The following is an 18,864-nucleotide window of genomic DNA, read 5'->3' as shown; positions in this document are numbered from 1 at the left end:
GGGATTGGGTAGGCCTGCATGATCACGCACGGGTCGCCCGTCACCCGATGGCATTCGGTGATCTGTGGGATCTGCACCAGTTCGTCGTAGGTCTGCTGCTTGCCATGCTGGTTCAGCCGCAACTCGATCACGCAACGGATCGGCAGGCCGAGCTTGTCCAGGTCGACCTTGGCCTGGTAGCCGGTGATGACGCCGCTGCTCTCAAGCTTCGACACCCGTTCTGCCACCGCGGGGGCGGAAAGATTGACCTTGCGCGCCAGTTCGGCAAACGAAGCTCGGCCGTTTTCCAGCAGGGCGCTCAGGATCAAACGGTCGTATTTATCCATCTACCAGGCCTGCGCGAGATCAGCTTTCGAAAGTAGGGCTTATACCCACAATATCCGTGGTTTAGAAAGTGTACGGGCGTGATAACGCGGTTTTGTAACTTATTATTTGCCGATAGCCTTTCTAGAATAGCTTTTCCTTGTCCTGCCCTGAGCCTCCCATGCCTGTCCCTCGCCGCTTTCCGCTACCGTTGATCGGTGCTTTTTTCGCGTTGTATTTCATCTGGGGCTCGACCTATCTGGCGATCCGAATTGGCGTCGAGTCGTGGCCGCCGCTGCTGATGGCTGGTGTCCGCTTCGTCATCGCCGGCGCCCTGCTGTATGCCTACCAGCGCTGGCGCGGCGTGCCGGCGCCGACCTGGCAGCAGTGGAAGGCCGCGGCGGTGATCGGTGTGCTGTTGCTGACCGTCGGCAACGGTGCGGTCACCCTCGCCGAGCACATGGGGGTCGCTTCGGGGATCGCCGCGCTGACGGTCGCTACCGTACCGTTGTTCACCCTGCTGTGTGGCTACTTCTGGGGCGGGCGCGCCACCCGCCTGGAATGGGCCGGCATCGTGCTCGGGCTGATCGGCATCGGCCTGCTCAACATGGGGGCCAACCTGCAGGGCAGCCCGTTGGGCGCCGGCCTGATCCTGCTGGCGGCGGCCTCCTGGTCGTTCGGTTCGGTCTGGAGCAAGCACCTGCCGCTGCCGCCCGGAGGCATGGCAAGTGCGGCAGAGATGCTGGTGGCGGGTGTCGTATTGCTGCTGGCGAGCTTTGCCCGGGGGGAGCGGCTGACCCACATGCCGTCCGTCGAAGGTTGGGCGGTCATGGCCTACCTGGTGTTCTTCGGCTCGATCATCGCCTTCAACGCCTACATGTACCTGCTCAAGCATGTGCGCCCGGCGGCGGCCACCAGCTATGCCTACGTCAACCCGGCGGTGGCGGTGCTGCTGGGCATCCTGTTCGCCGACGAGCACATCGGCTGGCCCGAGTGCATGGCCATGGCGGTGATCATCAGCGCCGTGGTGTTGATCGGTTTGCCGCAGTGGCGCAAGCCGAAAGAGGCCTGACAGGGTAAACTGCCGCGCATTGCTTCTTGCGCTGACAATTTCCTTACGGTGCTCTTTTTTATGGTACTTGCATGACATTCGCCACTCTTGGCCTGATCGAACCCCTGACCCGCGCCCTGGACTCCCTTGGCTACAAGGAGCCGACGCCGGTTCAGGCCCAGGCCATTCCCGCCGTACTGGCTGGCCGCGACTTGATGGCCGCAGCCCAGACCGGCACCGGCAAGACCGCCGGTTTCGCCCTGCCATTACTGCAACTGCTGGCCATGGAAGGACCCAAGGTCGCCGCCAACTCGCTGCGCGCACTGATTCTGGTGCCGACCCGCGAACTGGCCGAACAGGTCCATGAGAGCGTTCGCCAGTACGCCGAACACCTGCCGCTGAGCACTTATGCGGTGTACGGCGGGGTCAGCATCAACCCGCAGATGATGAAGCTGCGCCGCGGCGTCGACGTGCTGGTGGCGACTCCGGGACGTTTGCTCGACCTGTTCCGGCAGAACGCCCTCAAGTTCAACCAGTTGCAGACCCTGGTACTCGACGAAGCCGACCGCATGCTCGACCTGGGTTTCCAGGAAGAGCTGGGCAACATCTACCGGGCCTTGCCGAAAAAGCGCCAGACCCTGCTGTTCTCGGCGACCTTCTCCGATGCCATCCGCCTGCTGGCCGGGCAGACCCTGGATAACCCGCTGAGCATCGAGGTCAGCCCGCGCAACGTCGCGGCCAGCACCGTCAAGCAGTGGGTGGTGACGGTCGACAAGAAGCGCAAGTCGGAACTGTTCGTGCACCTGCTGCGCAAGAACAAGTGGAAGCAGGTGCTGGTGTTTGCCAAGACCCGCAACGGCGTCGACCAGTTGGTGGAGAAACTCCAGGGCCTGGGCATCAGCGCCGACGGTATCCATGGCGACCGGCCGCAAGCCACTCGCCAGCGCGCGCTGGACAGTTTCAAGCAAGGTGAGGTGCAGATCCTGGTGGCGACCGACGTCGCGGCCCGGGGCCTGGATATCGAAGACTTGCCGTTGGTGGTCAACCTCGACCTGCCGATCGTCGCCGAGGACTACGTGCACCGGATAGGCCGTACCGGACGCGCCGGTGCCACGGGCGAGGCGATTTCCCTGGTGTGTGCCGATGAAGTGAACCTGCTGTCGGCGATCGAGACTCTGACGCGCCAGCCCCTCAAGCGCCACGACGAAGCGGGCTTCGAGCCTGATCACCGGGTGCCGGACACCGACGCGGCGGGCAACGTGGTGAAGAAACCGAAGAAGCCGAAGAAACCCAAGGAGTCGGGCGGCGGCAAGCGCAACCTGGGGCGTTGGGTGGACAGTGGCGAGAAGCCGGAAGATGTGGCGCCGCCGGTCAAGCCGGTGCGCAAGGTGCCGGCGTTCAATACCGGGCCGCGCAAGCGCAAGCCCTGAACCCGCCACCGTACTGGTAGGAGCCGGCTTGCTGGCGATAGCGACCTGCCAGTCAACATCTTTGCTGGCTGATACACCGCAATCGCCAGCAAGCCGGCTCCCACGGGGTGTTGTGGTGTACAGGGAGTGTACGCCGCTGTACTAGCAGGAGCAGGCGATGCGACTTGCCCGCGAAGGCGTCCTCAAGAGCGCTAAAAGCTTCGCGGGCAAGTCGGATCGCCGCACCGCCTGCTCCTTGTATGTTGTGTCTGGCCGAGGCTGTGGGGTTTTCAGGGCTGGCGCCGCAGCCATTCCAGAATCCCTTTCCCCGCCACCCGCCCGCTGGCGAAGCAGGCGGTCAGCAGGTAGCCGCCGGTCGGCGCTTCCCAGTCGAGCATTTCGCCGGCGCAGAACACCCCCGGCAACGCCTTGAGCATCAACTGCTCATCCATCGCTTCGAATGTCACACCGCCAGCACTGCTGATGGCTTCTTCCAACGGGCGAGTCGCCACCAGCCTCAATGGCAGGGTCTTGATCGCTGCGGCCAGTTGCTCGGGATCGCTGAAGCAGGCGGCATCCGTCAACTCACGCAACAACGCCGCCTTGACCCCGTCGATACCAACCTGGCTGTGCAGATGCTTGGCCATCGAGCGTGAGCCGCGTGGCTTGGCGAGGGCGGTGCGCAATTGTTCGCGGGTCTTGCCGGGCAGCAGGTCGATCTCGATGACGGCTGAGCCGTGCTGGTTGATCTGTTCACGAATCCCGGCAGACAAGGCGTAGATCAGGCTGCCTTCGATTCCGCTGGCGGTGATCACACATTCACCCAGGCGCATGGCGTCGTGTTGCAGACCGATGGCGACGTTCTTCAGCGGCGCGCCGGCGAACTTGTCCCGCAGCAGTGGGCTCCAGGCCTCGACCTCGAATCCGCAGTTGCTCGGTTGCAGCGGCGCCACACCGACATCGTGCTGCTTCAGCAGCGGCAGCCAAGCCCCGTCGGAGCCCAGCCTGGCCCAACTGCCGCCGCCCAGCGCGAGCAATGTTGCTTCGGCGCTGACGAGTTTTTCGCCGTCCGGGCTGTGGATAACCAGCTTGCCGTCTTGCCAGCCGGTCCAGCGATGACGGGTGTGGATAACTACCCCGGCATCGCGCAGGCGCTTGAGCCAGGCGCGCAGCAGCGGGGCGGCCTTCATGTCGCAGGGGAAGACCCGGCCGGAAGTGCCGACAAACGTAGTTATCCCCAGGCCGTGAATCCACTCGCGCAGTTCATCGGCGCCGAAGGCCCGCAGCATCGGTGCGATCTGTGGGGCGCGTTCGGCATAACGCGAGAGAAAAGCCGGGTAGGGCTCGGAATGGGTGATGTTCATGCCGCCGACGCCGGCCAGCAGGAATTTGCGTCCGACCGAAGGCATGCCGTCGTAGAGGTCGACCTGGATACCTGCCTGGCTCAGCACCTCGGCGGCCATCAGGCCGGCCGGGCCCCCGCCGATAATGGCGACGCGGGAAGGGGTATCGGGGGCTGTGCGGGTCATGGTGGGCTGCGAATCGGTTGGACGGGCCGCGCATTCTACGTTTTTTCCACAGCCTTGTGCGGTGTGGGCGGTTGTCAGAGGTGTGGCAAAACGGTAGGGCCTCTTCGCGGGCAAGTCGGATCGCCGCACCGCCTGCTCCTAGAGTGACCGCGTCAGACACATTTCTGGTGTACGTCGCAAACTCGGTAGGAGCAGGGCTTGTCGGAGCGCCGAACCGCCGCGAAGAGGCCATCACGCCGTACACAGCGATCAAATACCCCACAACGGGATAGTGTGTACGAAAAACATACAGCCGTCTGTAAGCCTTGCCTCGCAAGGCCTGTGGAGCCTTCCCCGCAGGTTATCCACAGGCGGTTCCACAGGCATTGTGGGTAAGCCTGCACAACTCAATGACAGCCTGATGACTTCCACACCCGTTGCGCACTGTGATGCAGGATCCCATGGCGCCGCGCCAAGGCCAGGCGGTCCTTGCTGTAGCCGCCGCCGATCACTCCGACCACCGGAATGTCCCGCCCCAGGCAATGACGCAGGACCTTTTCATCGCGGGCCGCAACGCCTTCGTCGGTCAGTTTCAAGTAGCCCAGGGCATCGTCCTTGTGTACGTCGACGCCGGCGTCATACAGCACCAGGTCCGGCTGATACAGCGGCAGCAGGTAATTGAGCGCGTCATCCACCACCCGCAGGTAGTCGGCATCACCCATGCCCATGGGCAAGGGAATGTCCCAGTCGCTCTGGGCCTTGCGCTCGGGGAAATTTTTCTCGCAGTGCAGGGAAACCGTAATGGCCTCGGGCGTGTCTTCAAGGATGCGGGCAGTGCCGTCGCCCTGATGGACGTCGCAGTCGAAGATCAGGACGCGACCTACGCGTCCGCTTTCAAGGAAATAGCGGCTGATCACCGCCAAGTCGTTGAAGATGCAGAAACCTGCCGGATGATCGTAGTGGGCATGGTGGGTACCGCCGGCCAGATGGCAGGCCAGGCCGTGTTCCAGGGCCTGTTTGGCGGCCAGCAGCGAGCCGCCCACTGCCCGTATGGTGCGCCGGGCCAGGGCTTCGCTCCAGGGCAGGCCGAGGCGGCGCTGGTCTTCGCGGGACAACTCGCCGGCCCTGTAGCGCTCGATATAGTCACGGTCATGTGCCAGGGCGAGGATATCCACAGGGCAGAGGTCCGGGCGCAGCAGTTCCTGGTCACGGGTCAGGCCGCTGTCGACCAGGTGATCGCGCAGCAGGCGGAACTTGTCCATGGGAAAACGATGCTCCGGCGGGAACTCGGGGCTGTAGTCGTCGTGATAGATCAGCGGCAGCGGCATGGCGATTTCATATAGGAATGAGTGAAGGATCTTATCAGCGCGATACACTGGCGGGCAGGGCACCGCGTGACAGGGAATCCTCGAGGGGGAGTGATGGAGCCGATATTGGAACTTGAGAGCGCGCGTCTGCTGTTGCGTCAGTGGCGCGACGAGGACTTGCCGGAATTCGCCCGGATGTGCGCCGACCCTCAAGTCATGCGCTATTTCCCGGCGGCGCTGAGCCGGCTGGAAAGTGCGGCGCTGATCGGGCGCATCCGTGGGCATTTCGCCGAGCACGGTTTTGGCCTGTGGGCGCTGGAGCGCAAGGACACCGGCGCGTTCATCGGCCTCACTGGGCTGGCCCACGTCAATTTCGACGCCGACTTCACCCCGGCGGTGGAGATCGGCTGGCGCCTGGCTCGCGAACACTGGGGTCTGGGCTACGCCAGCGAGGCTGCCTGGACCGCCTTGCGGGGAGCCTTTGACCGCCTGGCACTGGAAGAGGTGGTGGCCTTTACCACCGAAACCAACACCCCTTCGCAGAAGGTCATGCAGGCCATTGGCATGCATTACGACTCGGAGGCGGATTTCGAACACCCCAATCTGGCCGACGATCATCCTTTGCGCAAACATGTGCTCTACCGCATCAGCCGCGACCAGTGGCTGGAAACCCTGCACGGCTAGCGGCACCACGCCTGCACTTGCAAACGCTGTATCATTTACGGCATGAGCGCTGTCATCGAACAGCGAATGACCTCGACCGCCGCAGCCAAGGCTGATCGGCATTGCCCTGTATGAGGAGCGTTTCAATGAGCGACGTGTTGGAAGATCTGGTCGACTTGCTGACCCTGGAATCTATCGAGGAAAACCTCTTTCGTGGGCGCAGCCAGGACCTGGGTTTTCGTCAACTGTTCGGCGGCCAGGTATTGGGCCAGTCGTTGTCGGCGGCCAGCCAGACCGTTGAGGACGCGCGGCATGTGCATTCGCTGCACGGGTATTTCCTGCGCCCTGGCGATGCGGGCCTGCCGGTGGTGTATTCGGTCGACCGCGTGCGGGATGGCGGCAGCTTCAGCACCCGGCGCGTGACCGCGATCCAGAAGGGCCACCCGATCTTCACCTGCAGCGCCTCGTTCCAGTACGACGAACAAGGCTTCGAGCACCAGAGCAGCATGCCGCAGGTGGTCGGGCCGGAGAACCTGCCGTCGGAGCTGGAGATCACCCGCCAGCGTGCGCACCTGATCCCCGAGCACATGCGCGACAAGCTGCTGTGCCCCAAGCCGATCGAAGTGCGCCCAGTGACCGAGAAGGACCCCTACAATCCGCAGCCGGCCGATCCGATCAAGTACGTCTGGTTCCGTGCCGACGGCGCCCTGGCCGATATCCCGGCGCTGCACAAGTACCTGCTGGCCTACGCCTCGGACTTCGGCCTGCTGACCACCTCGATGCTGCCCCATGGCAAGTCGGTGTGGCAGAAGGATATGCAGGTCGCCAGCCTCGACCACGCCTTGTGGTTCCACGCTGACCTGCGCGCCGACGACTGGCTGCTGTACGCGATGGACAGCCCCTGGGCCGGCAACTCCCGGGGTTTCTCCCGTGGCAGCGTGTACAACCGTGCCGGTGTGCTGGTGGCGTCGGTGACCCAGGAAGGGCTGATTCGGCATCGCAAGGATTGGGCATGAGCCTGGCCGAGGTGCGTCACTGGGTGTTCGACATGGACGGCACCCTGACCGTCGCCGTGCATGACTTCGCGGCGATTCGCGTGGCACTGTCGATTCCGCCGGAAGACGACATCCTCACTCACCTGGCGGCGCTGCCGGCTGATGAAGCGGCGGCCAAGCATGCCTGGTTGCTGGAGCATGAGCGTGACCTGGCGCTGGGCTCGCAACCGGCGGTGGGTGCTGTGGAACTGGTGCGCGAACTGGCCGGACGTGGTTATCGCCTGGGTATCCTGACGCGCAATGCCGGCGAGCTGGCCCATGTCACGCTGGAAGCCATTGGCCTCGCCGACTGCTTTGCGGTCGAGGATGTGCTGGGGCGCGACGATGCTCCGCCGAAGCCGCATCCGGGCGGCCTGCTGAAACTGGCCGAGGCCTGGGACGTGGCGCCGAGCGAGATGGTGATGGTGGGTGACTACCGCTTCGACCTCGACTGCGGCCGTGCGGCCGGCACTCGCACGGTGCTGGTGAACCTGCCGGATAACCCGTGGCCGGAACTGACGGACTGGCATGCCGAGGATTGTGCGGCACTGCTGCGGATGCTGTAGGAGAGCCTACGCTGCTGATCTGTGTGGCGCGTGGGCTTGTCGGATCGCCGCCCCGCCGCTCTGGGGCGCCCGCAAACCAGGCGCCCCAGAACGGTGGTGACTACTGGCTGAACAGAGCCTGCTGCCCCTGCGGCGACGTGAACATCCCGTTGCCGTCATGCCCCACCCCCGGCACCTCCACCAGCCTTTGTGCCAGGCCTTGTGGATGCCGTTGCTGCAGATAGGCAAAGTAATTGTGCCCACGAATCAATCGATACGCGCCCTGGGCTTCGGCCGCGCAACTCTTGTCCAGCGCCGGGTGGTTCGGATTGGTGTCTTTCTGCCCCAGCAGGTAGGTCACGTCGCGCTGCACGTAGGTTTGTTCCAACTGCGTCGCCGATTGCCCGGTGACATAGGCCGGCAGGTTCTGCAGGCCATACTTCCAGTCATTGAAACCCGGGCAACCGGCCGGATCGAAGCCCTTCGCCGGTCGTTGTGGGCTGAAATAGGCATAGGACGACGGGTTGGCGACCACATAACGCAACCGGACACCGCTGCCGGCCAGTTGTGCATCGCCATGCCCGACCAGCGCATACCGCTGGACCACCTGGCCACCGCCGGAATGCCCGGCGATCACCACCTCGCGCAGCGCCGGGAATTTCTTGCGGTTCCCCAGGCGTGCCAGGATTTCATCCAGCGCCGCATAGGAACTCATGCCGGCCGGTCCGATAGCGGGGTCGCCGGCCATCCAGTCGTTGCCGTGCCAGCGCAGTAGCCGGTCGGGCAGATGATTGCGCCGCACATCGCTGTCGTTGAGGAACTGCGGCGCGATGATCAGCGTGTTGCGCTCCTGGCCTGCCTGGGAGGCAGCCGTTTCGGCGCTCTGGAGATAGGTCATGGCATTGCGCAATCGACCGTGGACGATGATCAGTACCCGTTGCACATCGGGCATCGGGCCGCGCCAGTCGCGGTTGAGGCCGACGCTCAACTCGCCGGACGACAGTTTCAGGTGGTTGGGGCTGACCTCGCGGACGCCATGTTCCGCCGCTCCTGCCAGCCCTGTCATTGCGCACATCCCGAGCAGCACCGCCCCCCGCAGGAGGCGGCCGAGCGGTGTTGTGCTTGCTGGCGATAGCGTTGCATCAGACGACAGGGTAGTCAGTGGCCGAAACACTTGCGCCGGCCCGCTGTAGTCCCGTTCATTCACAAACTCTTTGTGGCAAAGGTATCGCATTGACTGAGTTGCCCCTGAGCGAAGCCGATCTTGAACCAGCGCACCCGCTGTGCGGAGGTACCATGGGTGAAGGAGTCTGGTACCACATGGCCCTGACCCTGTTGCTGGAGGCGATCATCACCGATTGCATTGGCGGCATTCAAGGCTTCTTCCACATCGCCGGGCTCCAGCCAGTTCAGGCGTTTCTGCGCATGCCAGGCCCAGACCCCGGCCAGGCAGTCGGCCTGCAGCTCCTGGCGAACCAGCAGCCCGCCATCCCCCTCCATCCGCCGTCCCTGCTGGCGCGCTGCCTGGATCTTGGCCGACACACCGAGCAGCGTCTGCACGTGATGACCGACCTCGTGGGCGATCACATAGGCTTGGGCGAAGTCGCCGGCGGCCTTGAAACGCTGGGACATTTCGCGGAAGAAATCCAGGTCCAGGTAGACCCGCCGATCCGCCGGGCAATAGAACGGCCCGGTGGCCGAGGAAGCCAGGCCGCAGGCCGATTTGACCTGGCCGCGGAACAGCACCAGCGTCGGGTCCTGATACTGGCGTCCGGCCTGTTGGAAGATCTGGCCCCAGGTGTCCTCGGTGTCGCCGAGAATCGCCCGAACGAAGTCCGCCTGCTGGTCACTTGCCGCAGGCGCCGGGCGTGTTTGTTGAGTGCTTGGAACCGCCGATGGCTGGCTCATCTGGCCACTGAGTTGCCCGAGGATCTGCATCGGGTCCTGGCCGGTCAGCAGGCCGATGCCGACGATCAGGACCACGGCCGCCAGGCTCAAGCCCTTGCCACCGCCGAAACGTAGACCACCACCGCCAGCATTGTTGTCGTCGCGAGCATCCACCACATTGTCGCTGCGCCGTCCTTTTTTCCAGAGCATGTGGGAATCCTCCCGTCATTGTGCCTATTGAGTGTTGTTGCCGGGACGCACTACCGCCAGTCCGATCGTCAGGCCATGCAGATAGACGCCCAAGCGCGGATGGGGTTCAGAAATCGCCGTCCGCGCTGAATATCAGACACAATTGCCGCAGTCCCGATCCGTACCCGGAGCCCGCCGTCTCGTGAACATCGATACCCGCATCAAATTCCGCCACCTCGTCTGCTTTCTCGAAATGGCTCGCCAGGGCAGCCTGGCGCGGGCGGCGGATGCCCTGGCGGTGAGCCAGCCGGCGATGTCGAAGACGCTCAAGGAGTTGGAAGAGCTGCTGGCGACTCGCCTGTTCGTGCGCAGCAAGAGTGGCATCAGCCTGACCGAAGCCGGGGTGGCCTTCCTGCGTTATGCCGGGCCTTCCGTGCAAACCCTGCGTGAAGGTGTGCAAGCGCTGCGTGAGGGTGAATACGCCGACAGCGTGGTGCGGCTCGGGGTGCTGTCGACCGTGGAAAGCCTGCTGGTCCCGGAAGTGGTGCGACGCCTGCACGAGCGTCATCCCGCGTTGGTGGTCAGCGTGGTGACCGGGCCGAGCGCCTATCTGCTCTCGCAATTGCGGGTCGGCGATGTCGACCTGGTGGTCGGGCGGATGACCGACAGCCCGGAAATCCAGGGCCTGACCTTCGAGCATCTCTACAGCGAATCCATGACCCTGGTGGCCCGTCCCGATCATCCGCTACTGGATGGCCCACTGGATCGCGCGGCGGTGGAGAACTTCCCGCTGGTGTTGCCGCTGGCGGGCACCACTATCCGCAAGTTCGCCGACAGCCTGTTCGTGCAATGCGGCCTCAGTCCGTCGCGGCAGCGCCTGGAAACCCTGTCGGTGGCGCTGAGCCGACGCTACGTGCTGTCCAGCACGGCGTTGTGGTTGGCGCCGCTGGATGCGGTGCGCCTGGACCTGGAGTGCGGTGAACTGCGCGAGATCGATCTCGGGCAGCGTGAGCCGGGTGGGTCGGTGGGCATTTCGAGCAACGCCAGCTTGCCCTTGTCGCTGGCTGCGCAATGGGCCGTCGAGGTGTTGCGCGAAGTGGGGCAGGCTTATCGAGAAGGGCAATATCCATAACCATATGGTTATGGGTAGAGCCCGGCTTTTCAGTTTTCAACGGTTCCCTGTTGGGGCAGGCTGCAAGCGCGTGATTTGCAGGGTGTAGCGTGCAGCTACCTCTACCCATAAAAACAACAGGAGACCGACATGTCTGAAGCAGACAACAGTCGTTTTGTCATTCGTGACCGTAACTGGCACCCCAAGGCCCTGACCCCCGACTACAAGACGTCCATCGCCCGTTCCCCGCGCCAGGCGCTGGTGAGCATTCCGCAGTCGGTCAGCGAAAGCACCGGCCCGGATTTTTCCCATCTGAAGTTCGGCCGTTTCGATAACGACCTGTTGCTCAATTTCAATAACGGCGGCTTGCCGGTGGGCGAGCGCATCATCCTCGCCGGGCGCGTCTGCGACCAGTACGGCAAACCGATCCCGCATACCCTGGTAGAGATCTGGCAGGCCAACGCCGGTGGCCGCTACCGCCACAAGAACGACCGCTATCTGGCCCCGCTGGACCCGAACTTCGGTGGTGTCGGCCGGGCGCTGACCGACCGCGATGGCAATTACACCTTCCGCACCATCAAGCCCGGGCCATACCCGTGGCGCAACGGCCCGAACGACTGGCGTCCGGCGCATATCCACGTGTCCATCAGCGGCCCGTCGATTGCCACGCGCCTGATCACCCAGCTGTATTTCGAAGGCGACCCGCTGATCCCGATGTGCCCGATCGTCAAGTCGATCGCCAACCCCGAAGCGGTGCAGAGCCTGGTGGCGAAGCTCGACATGGCCAACGCCAATCCGATGGATTGCCTGGCCTATCGCTTTGACATCGTGCTGCGCGGCCAGCGCAAGACCCACTTCGAAAACTGCTGAGGAGACCGACCATGCCTGTTCAATTGCTCATGGAAACCCCGTCCCAGACCGCTGGCCCCTACGTGCATATCGGCCTGGCGCTGGCGGCTGCCGGCAACCCGCCACGGCCCGAGGAAATCTGGAACCGGATGGCCAGTCCCGAGGCGCCTGGTGAACATATCCTGCTGTTCGGCAATGTCTACGATGGCAACGGCCACCTGGTGCGCGACTCCTTCCTGGAGTTCTGGCAGGCCAACCATGAAGGTGTCTACGACAGCGAATTCGATTCGGAGAAGCCCTTCAACAGTTTTGGCCGTACTGCGACCACCTTCGATGCGGGGGAGTGGACTCTGGAAACCATCAAGCCGGGGGTGGTGAACAACGCTGCTGGCGTGCCGATGGCACCGCATATCAACGTTTCGCTGTTTGCCCGGGGGATCAATATCCACCTGCAGACCCGCCTGTACTTCTCCGACGAGGCTGAAGCCAACGCCAAATGCCCGGTGATCAACCTGATCGAGCAGCCGCAGCGTCGGGAAACCTTGATTGCCCAGCGTTGCGAGGTGAATGGACGGACGGCCTATCGGTTCGATATCCGCATCCAGGGTGAGGGCGAGACGGTGTTCTTCGACTTCTGAAAAAAACGGTGGGCGATGCCAGCATCGTCCACCGTGTTTTTTGCTACGGCGCGAATCAGTCAGCCAGATTCGGGATCTTGCGCGGCGCCATGAAGTACATCCAGGTCAGCGCCAGGAAATACATCGCCGGAATCATGGTGAACAGCACCGTGTAGTTGTTATTGGTGATGGTCAGGACATGGCCCACCAACTGCGTCATGAACATCCCGCCGATCGCCGCACACATGCCACCAAAACCGAACACCGTGCTCACCATGTGCTTGGGCGTGTAGTCCATCACCAGGCTCCAGATGTTCGCGGTCCAGGCCTGGTGCGCGCCGATTGCCAGGGAGATCGCTCCCACCGCAACCCACAGATGGCTGGAGCCGGCCGCCATGACCACGCCGATGATGCAGCAGGCGAACAGCAGCATCGACAGCAGGCGGGCGCGGATCGGGTTGATGCCACGACCGATCATGAACGACGACAGGATGCCGCCCCCGACGCTACCGAAGTCGGCAGTCAGGTAGATGATGATCAGCGGGATACCCATCTGCGTCACGCTGATGCCCAGGTTGTATTGCTGGTTGAGGAACGGCGGCAACCAGTACAGGTAGAACCAGAACACTGGTGCGGTCAGCGAATAGGCCAGGGCAAAGGCCCAGGTGCCGCGCATGCGCAGGATGCGCGAAAACGGTACGCCAGGTTGTTCCGGCTCAGCGTCCTTCTGGATGTACGCCAGCTCCGAGGTTTTCACCGAGGGGTGATCTTCCGGGTTGAAGTATTTCAGGCCCCAGAACAGCAGCCAGATGCCGCCCAGCGCTGCCATGCACAGGAAGGCTGCCTGCCAGCCCCAGACCTGCAGGACGATCGGCAGCAGCATCGGCGTGAACATTGCCCCGACGTTGGTCCCGGCGTTGAAGATGCCGGTGGCCACCGCACGCTCGCCAGCGGGGAACCACAACCGGGTGGTCTTCACGCAGGCCGGGTAGTTGGCGGCTTCGGTCAGGCCGAGGATGAAACGGCAGATCATGAAGCCCACGGCCGAAGTCGCCAGGCCATGGGCGCCGGTTGCCAGGCTCCACAGCAATACGGCGCAGAAGAACACCTTCTTCACACCGAGCCGGTCGATCATCCGGCCCTGCAGGACGAAGCCGACGGCATAGCCGACCTGGAACCAGAAGTTGATGTTGGCGTAGTCCATCGCCGTCCAGCTCATTTCCTTGGCGAGGATGGGCTGCATGACGCCCAGGGCGGCACGGTCGATGTAGTTCAGGGTGGTGGCGAAAAACACCAGGGCCAGCATGCCCCAGCGGGTCGAGCCGACGGCCATTGCGCCGCGAAGTTTGGCGGCAATGCCGCCGCCGGTGCTGCCCTGGTTCACAGGGGAGCTTTGTGAGGATGAAAGCATGAGCGATTACCCGTTTTTTGGAATTGTGACTGGGTTTGCGGAACGTTTGAAGCACTGCCTTGGCCCGGACGATGGTGCGCAGCGGGCAAAAAACCGTCAATTCGCTGCGGACCATTGTGGTCGATAATCGCACACAAAACTAACTGGTTCGTACACTTTGATTGAAGTCGTGGCTTCGCTGCATCAATAATCCGGTCACTTCCCGAGGCTCTACAACCCTCGGTTTCGGTCCGTGTCCACAATAAGAAGCCCACTGCCGGGAGTCGATTCATGCAGCGTTCCATAGCCACCGTTTCCCTGAGCGGCACCTTGCCGGAAAAGCTCGATGCCATTGCCGCCGCTGGCTTCGATGGTGTGGAGATCTTCGAAAATGATCTGCTGTACTACGACGGCAGCCCGCGGGAAATCCGCCAGAGGTGCGCGGACCTGGGCATCGCCATCACTCTGTTCCAGCCTTTCCGTGATTTCGAAGGTTGCCGCCGCGACCGCCTGGCGCGCAACCTGGAGCGGGCCGAGCGCAAGTTCGATCTGATGCAGGAATTGGGCACCGACCTGGTGCTGGTGTGCAGCAACGCCTCCGCCGACAGCCTGGGCGATCAGCAGATTCTGGTCGACGACCTGCGTCTGCTCGCCGAACGCGCTGGCGCCCGGGGCCTGCGTATTGGCTACGAGGCCCTGGCCTGGGGCCGGCACGTCAATACCTACCAGCAGGTCTGGGACATCGTCCGCCAGGCCGATCACCCGAACCTTGGGGTATTGCTCGACAGCTTTCACACCCTGTCGCTCAAGGGCGACCCGAGTGCCATTGCGCAGATTCCCGGTGACAAGATCTTCTTCGTGCAGATGGCCGACGCGCCCATCCTGGCGATGGATGTCCTGGAGTGGAGTCGGCATTTCCGCTGCTTCCCCGGGCAGGGCGAATTCGACCTGCCGGGGTTTCTCGCGCCGATCATCAAGAGTGGTTATACCGGGCCGCTGTCGCTGGAAATTTTCAACGACGGTTTTCGCGCCGCGCCACCGCGGGCCAATGCCGCCGATGGCCTGCGTTCGTTGCTGTATCTGGAGGAGAAAACCCGCGAGCGGCTCGCTCAGGAGGCCGCACCGGTGGCCAACCTCGACACGCTGTTCGCGCCGCCCTCGGTCAGTGAAAACGATGGCATCGAATTCCTTGAGTTCGCCGTGGATGAAAGCCTCGGTGCCAAGCTGAGCCACTGGCTGGAGCGCCTGGGTTTCAGCAAGGCCGGGCAGCACCGCTCGAAAAGCGTCAGCCTGCTGCGCCAGGGTGATATCAACCTGATCCTCAACTCCGAGCCCTATTCCTTTGCCCACAGCTTTTTCGAGGCCCATGGCCCGTCGCTGTGTGCCACGGCGATCCGGGTCAAGGACAGCGCCAGCGCTCTGGCCCGCGCGGTGGCCTACAAGGGCCAACCCTATCGTGGCCTGGTCGGTCCCAACGAATTGGAGTTGGCGGCGGTTCGTGCACCGGACGGCAGCCTGATCTACCTGACCGACCAGGAGACGGCCGGGCAGAAACTCTACGAGACCGATTTCCGCCTGTTGCCCGTCACGCCCGCAGGTACGGGCGGTCTCAAGCGTATCGACCACATGGCCATGGCCTTGCCCGCCGACAGTCTCGATAGCTGGGTGCTGTTCTACAAGAGCCTGCTGGACTTCGAGGCCGATGATGAGGTGGTGCTGCCCGACCCCTACGGGCTGGTCAAGAGCCGGGCGCTGCGCAGCCGCTGCAGCTCGATCCGCCTGCCACTGAACATCTCCGAGAACCGCAATACGGCGATTTCCCACGCTTTGTCGAGCTATCGTGGTTCCGGCGTGCACCATATTGCCTTCGACTGTGAGGATATTTTCGCCGAGGTCCGTCGGGCCAAGGAAGCCGGTGTGCCGCTTCTGGATATCCCGCTCAACTATTACGATGACTTGGCCGCGCGTTTCGATTTCGACGACGAGTTCCTCAGTGAACTGGCCTATTACAACGTGCTGTACGACCGTGATGCCCAGGGCGGCGAGCTGTTCCACGTGTATACCGAACCCTTCGAAGGGCGCTTCTTCTTCGAGATCCTGCAACGGCGCAACGGTTATGTCGGCTATGGCGCGGCGAACGTGGCGGTGCGCCTGGCCGCGATGGCCAAGTCTCGCAGCGGCGCGGGGCGTCAGGCCCGCTTGTGACGATGACTGACGCAGGGGGATGAATTGGCCGGTCTCCCTGCTTCCTTCAGCGTGGCATGCGTCCCATAATCGCCTGCATCTGCCGAGATGGCTGTGAGCCCAGAGTGACCATGACTTCAGATCTACCCGCCACGACCGAAGCGCCCGCTGTCGTGTTGCGCAAGAGTCGCAAGAACAATCCCGAAAAGACCCGCGAGAATATCCTCCAGGAGGCTATCGTCGAGTTTGTCCAGCAGGGCCTGTCCGGCGCGCGGGTCGACGCGATCGCCGAGCGGACCCATACCTCGAAACGGATGATCTATTACTACTTCGGCAGCAAGGAACAGCTCTACGTCGAGGTGCTGGAAAAACTGTACGGTGAGATCCGCAGCACCGAAAGCCGCCTGAACCTGACGGCGCTGGAGCCGCGTGAAGCGATTCGGCGGATGGTCGAGTTCACCTTCGATCACCACGACCGCAATGTCGATTTCGTCCGTATCGTCAGCATCGAGAACATCCACAAGGGTGAGTACGTCAAGCGATCCGGGGCGATCCACTCGTTGAACGTGACCATCGTCACGGCGCTGAGCGAGATCCTCGAGCGCGGCGCCCGCGAAGGTGTGTTCCGTAGCGGCCTGGACCCGCTGGACGTGCACATACTGGTGAGTTCGTTCTGTTTCTACCGGGTCTCGAACCGCCACACCCTTGGGGTGCTCTTCCAGATCGACCTGCCGGACGAGCAGGTCAAGGCCCGGCATCGGGAGATGATCTGTGAGGCGGTGCTGCGCTATTTGCAGGCTTGAGGGCCTTACCTTGAGTTACGCCACCGGCTGAGCGCCTATCGTCAGGTCTGGCGACTGCTGCTTTCATTGAGTGCTATTATTCTGGCTTTTATAGCTGGAAAGTGAAGGAATATTAGCACCATGGCCAAAAAAACTGCGCCGTTGCTGCCAGCCACGGCTCAACTGCTCTCCGACCTTGGGGAACGGCTCAAGCTTGCCCGTTTGCGGCGCAAACTGACCGCCAAGCAGGTTGCCGAGCGTGCCGGCATGTCCTTGATGACCTTGCGTTCCCTGGAGTCTGGTGGCCCCGGCGTGACTATCGGGGCCTACCTTTCGGTGATGCAGGTACTTGGGTTGGAAAGGGATCTGAGCAAGGTTGCGGCAGCGGACGATGTTGGTCGTCACCTGCAGGATGCTCAGCTATCCCGGCCAGGGCGCGCGGGGAGTGGCAAGCCGCGCAGTGTTTCTCGTCCGATGCGCTCAGACGTACCGCCCGTCTCGGCGAGTCAGATGGAGGTAGTGCAGGAGTCCCCCCCGCCTTACCTGCAGGCGCAACCGTTTGAATTTTCCAGCAACACACAATCGCTATCCCAATTGGTCTCGAAGAAGCTATCCAGCACTCTGGCGAAAAGGCCAGGACGCAAACCTGTGACAGGTGACGAATGACTGAGATTGCTGTGTATGCCGATTGGGAAGGGTTGGCTGGCCCCAGGCGCCTGGGTGTGTTGCATGTCAGGAGAACGAGGGCCACCGATGTGTTCGAGTTCGAGCATGATCGAGGAGCATTGAGCGATCCTGACTTGAACGTTATCCCCCTGGACCCTCGTATTGGTTTCTTCGAAGGGCCCCAGTACCCAGGTCCGCACCAGAGCCGGTTTGGCATGTTTGCCGATTCCAGCCCGGACCGCTGGGGTCAGTTATTGATGAAGCGCCGTCTGGAGCGGGATATTCGTGAAGGGCTGGCCCCCAAGGGGAGCAAACTTCATGAGTCTGATTTCCTGCTCGGCGTTCATGACCGCTACCGGGTGGGTGCCATTCGCTACAGGCTCAATGATGAAGGCCTGTTTCTGGATGATCGCGAAGGTGTTGCTGCTCCTCCTTTTGTGCAACTGCGAGCACTGGAGCGGGCCAGCCGTGCCTTGGAAGCGGACTCGGGCAATAACGCCGCCGAAGGGGGAGACTGGCTGCGAATGTTGATTGCTCCTGGCGGATCCTTGGGCGGAGCCAGGCCAAAAGCCAGTGTCGTCGACGATGACGGCCATCTCTGGATCGCGAAGTTTCCCAGCATACGCGATGACCACGATGTCGGCGGTTGGGAAATGGTGGTCAATGCACTGGGTGACAGTTGTGGTTTGCGTATGGCTAGCGGCATGGCACATAGGTTTGCCAGCGATCATCACTGTTTCATGGTCAAGCGTTTTGATCGAACTGACACGGGAGGTCGCCTGCACTTTGCCTCGGCCATGACCCTGACTGATCGGGTTGACGGTGATGATGGGGCGGTGGGCGCAAGCTATCTGGAATTGGCCGAGGTACTGATCAGGGAGGGGGCGCAAACGAATGCGGATCTTCGTGAGTTATGGTCGCGGATTGTCTTCAACATCCTGGTTTCCAATACGGACGATCACCTTCGCAACCATGGCTTTATCCTTGAGCCGGGTCGAGGCTGGAGATTGTCCCCGGCTTATGACTTGAATCCAGTTCCCCACGCTGATGGTCTGAAGCTCAATATCACCGACGCAGACAATGCTCTGGACCTCGAGCTTGCGCGGGAAGTAGCCGGGTATTTTCGCGTACGGCGTGATGATGCCGAAGACATCATCAGTGACTTTCAGGACGTGGTCCGGCAATGGCCTTTGGTGGCGGATGCGTTGGGTCTGTCGAAACGAGAGCAGGACCATATGGCGCCGGCATTCCGATTGGCGACCCATTAGACGGGCGCACAAGCGCCACCATCCAGAGGCAGGCGCTTTTTTTGTGCCTGTTCATTCGTATAACAGGGCTGCGCGCGGGACACCTTTGCGTATGCCGGGGC

17 protein-coding genes and 1 pseudogene are annotated in these 18,864 nt (G+C 62.6%); 12 read left to right on the top strand and 6 right to left on the bottom strand.

What is annotated here, in order from left to right; genetic code table 11:
- Positions 1-11: 11 nt before the first annotated feature.
- Positions 12-326 (bottom strand): annotated as a pseudogene (locus BLU37_RS03395) (Lrp/AsnC family transcriptional regulator); the annotation flags it as partial.
- 158 nt (positions 327-484) lie between these two features.
- On the opposite strand from BLU37_RS03395, the gene yedA reads away from it, so the two are divergent.
- Complete coding sequence (yedA, locus tag BLU37_RS03390) at positions 485-1,375, top strand: drug/metabolite exporter YedA (RefSeq protein WP_090202278.1); 891 nt, start codon at positions 485-487, stop codon at positions 1,373-1,375.
- 71 nt (positions 1,376-1,446) lie between these two features.
- Positions 1,447-2,784 (top strand): DEAD/DEAH box helicase, encoded by a 1,338-nt coding sequence (locus BLU37_RS03385; RefSeq protein WP_010448459.1) that lies wholly within the window; start codon positions 1,447-1,449, stop codon positions 2,782-2,784.
- A gap of 269 nt (positions 2,785-3,053) precedes the next feature.
- Here BLU37_RS03385 and BLU37_RS03380 read toward each other — a convergent pair whose 3' ends face one another.
- Entirely contained in the window at positions 3,054-4,292 is a 1,239-nt protein-coding gene (locus tag BLU37_RS03380) for a TIGR03862 family flavoprotein (protein ID WP_090202276.1), read from the bottom strand.
- 386 nt (positions 4,293-4,678) lie between these two features.
- On the bottom strand, positions 4,679-5,599 hold the full coding sequence (locus BLU37_RS03375) for a histone deacetylase family protein (RefSeq protein ID WP_090202273.1): 921 nt from the start codon (positions 5,597-5,599) through the stop codon (positions 4,679-4,681).
- Positions 5,600-5,692: 93 nt separating this feature from the next.
- On the opposite strand from BLU37_RS03375, the gene BLU37_RS03370 reads away from it, so the two are divergent.
- The 3 genes from BLU37_RS03370 to BLU37_RS03360 all read left to right on the top strand — a co-directional run bounded on the left by BLU37_RS03370 (position 5,693) and on the right by BLU37_RS03360 (position 7,841).
- The gene (locus BLU37_RS03370) at positions 5,693-6,262 is read left to right on the top strand and encodes a GNAT family N-acetyltransferase (RefSeq protein WP_090202270.1); all 570 of its coding nucleotides are present in this window, start codon (positions 5,693-5,695) and stop codon (positions 6,260-6,262) included.
- A gap of 125 nt (positions 6,263-6,387) precedes the next feature.
- Positions 6,388-7,257, top strand: a complete 870-nt coding sequence (gene tesB, locus BLU37_RS03365; RefSeq protein WP_010448467.1) for an acyl-CoA thioesterase II — start codon at positions 6,388-6,390, stop codon at positions 7,255-7,257.
- Positions 7,254-7,841 carry an HAD family hydrolase gene (locus BLU37_RS03360; RefSeq protein WP_010448469.1) on the top strand — a complete coding sequence of 196 codons (588 nt, stop codon included), beginning with the start codon at positions 7,254-7,256 and terminating at the stop codon, positions 7,839-7,841. Before tesB ends, BLU37_RS03360 begins: the two co-directional genes overlap by 4 nt.
- A 100-nt stretch (positions 7,842-7,941) precedes the next feature.
- Here the strand turns inward: BLU37_RS03360 and BLU37_RS03355 are convergent, their stop codons facing one another.
- Positions 7,942-8,886 (bottom strand): alpha/beta hydrolase, encoded by a 945-nt coding sequence (locus BLU37_RS03355; RefSeq protein WP_090202269.1) that lies wholly within the window; start codon positions 8,884-8,886, stop codon positions 7,942-7,944.
- Between the two features lie 137 nt (positions 8,887-9,023).
- A complete protein-coding gene (gene ypfJ / locus BLU37_RS03350) occupies positions 9,024-9,917 on the bottom strand; it encodes a KPN_02809 family neutral zinc metallopeptidase (protein WP_019361403.1) in 894 nt (297 codons plus the stop codon).
- Between the two features lie 181 nt (positions 9,918-10,098).
- Between ypfJ and pcaQ the strand changes: the two genes are divergently transcribed.
- The 3 genes from pcaQ (at position 10,099) to pcaG (ending at position 12,494) form a co-directional block, all read left to right on the top strand.
- A complete protein-coding gene (gene pcaQ, locus BLU37_RS03345) occupies positions 10,099-11,028 on the top strand; it encodes a pca operon transcription factor PcaQ (RefSeq protein WP_019361404.1) in 930 nt (309 codons plus the stop codon).
- 129 nt (positions 11,029-11,157) lie between these two features.
- The gene (pcaH, locus tag BLU37_RS03340; protein ID WP_090202267.1) at positions 11,158-11,877 is read left to right on the top strand and encodes a protocatechuate 3,4-dioxygenase subunit beta; all 720 of its coding nucleotides are present in this window, start codon (positions 11,158-11,160) and stop codon (positions 11,875-11,877) included.
- An 11-nt stretch (positions 11,878-11,888) separates the two neighbouring features.
- Positions 11,889-12,494, top strand: a complete 606-nt coding sequence (gene pcaG / locus BLU37_RS03335) for a protocatechuate 3,4-dioxygenase subunit alpha (protein ID WP_026007535.1) — start codon at positions 11,889-11,891, stop codon at positions 12,492-12,494.
- A gap of 55 nt (positions 12,495-12,549) precedes the next feature.
- On the opposite strand, the gene BLU37_RS03330 is transcribed toward pcaG, so the two are convergent.
- Positions 12,550-13,884 (bottom strand): MFS transporter, encoded by a 1,335-nt coding sequence (locus BLU37_RS03330; protein WP_090202265.1) that lies wholly within the window; start codon positions 13,882-13,884, stop codon positions 12,550-12,552.
- 270 nt (positions 13,885-14,154) lie between these two features.
- Here BLU37_RS03330 and quiC point away from each other — a divergent pair, with 270 nt between their 5' ends.
- The 4 genes from quiC to BLU37_RS03310 all read left to right on the top strand — a co-directional run bounded on the left by quiC (position 14,155) and on the right by BLU37_RS03310 (position 18,763).
- Complete coding sequence (gene quiC, locus BLU37_RS03325; protein WP_090202263.1) at positions 14,155-16,068, top strand: 3-dehydroshikimate dehydratase QuiC; 1,914 nt, start codon at positions 14,155-14,157, stop codon at positions 16,066-16,068.
- 110 nt (positions 16,069-16,178) lie between these two features.
- Positions 16,179-16,850 carry a TetR/AcrR family transcriptional regulator gene (locus BLU37_RS03320; protein WP_019361408.1) on the top strand — a complete coding sequence of 224 codons (672 nt, stop codon included), beginning with the start codon at positions 16,179-16,181 and terminating at the stop codon, positions 16,848-16,850.
- A 120-nt stretch (positions 16,851-16,970) separates the two neighbouring features.
- Positions 16,971-17,495, top strand: a complete 525-nt coding sequence (locus BLU37_RS03315) for a helix-turn-helix domain-containing protein (RefSeq protein WP_029532718.1) — start codon at positions 16,971-16,973, stop codon at positions 17,493-17,495.
- Positions 17,492-18,763 (top strand): type II toxin-antitoxin system HipA family toxin, encoded by a 1,272-nt coding sequence (locus BLU37_RS03310; protein ID WP_090202261.1) that lies wholly within the window; start codon positions 17,492-17,494, stop codon positions 18,761-18,763. Before BLU37_RS03315 ends, BLU37_RS03310 begins: the two co-directional genes overlap by 4 nt.
- The last annotated feature ends 101 nt before the right edge of the window (positions 18,764-18,864 follow it).

This window comes from Pseudomonas asplenii (assembly GCF_900105475.1).
Taxonomy (GTDB): domain Bacteria; phylum Pseudomonadota; class Gammaproteobacteria; order Pseudomonadales; family Pseudomonadaceae; genus Aquipseudomonas; species Aquipseudomonas asplenii.
Note: the sequence above shows the minus strand (reverse complement) of the source record. Positions and strands in the feature narration are given on the sequence as shown.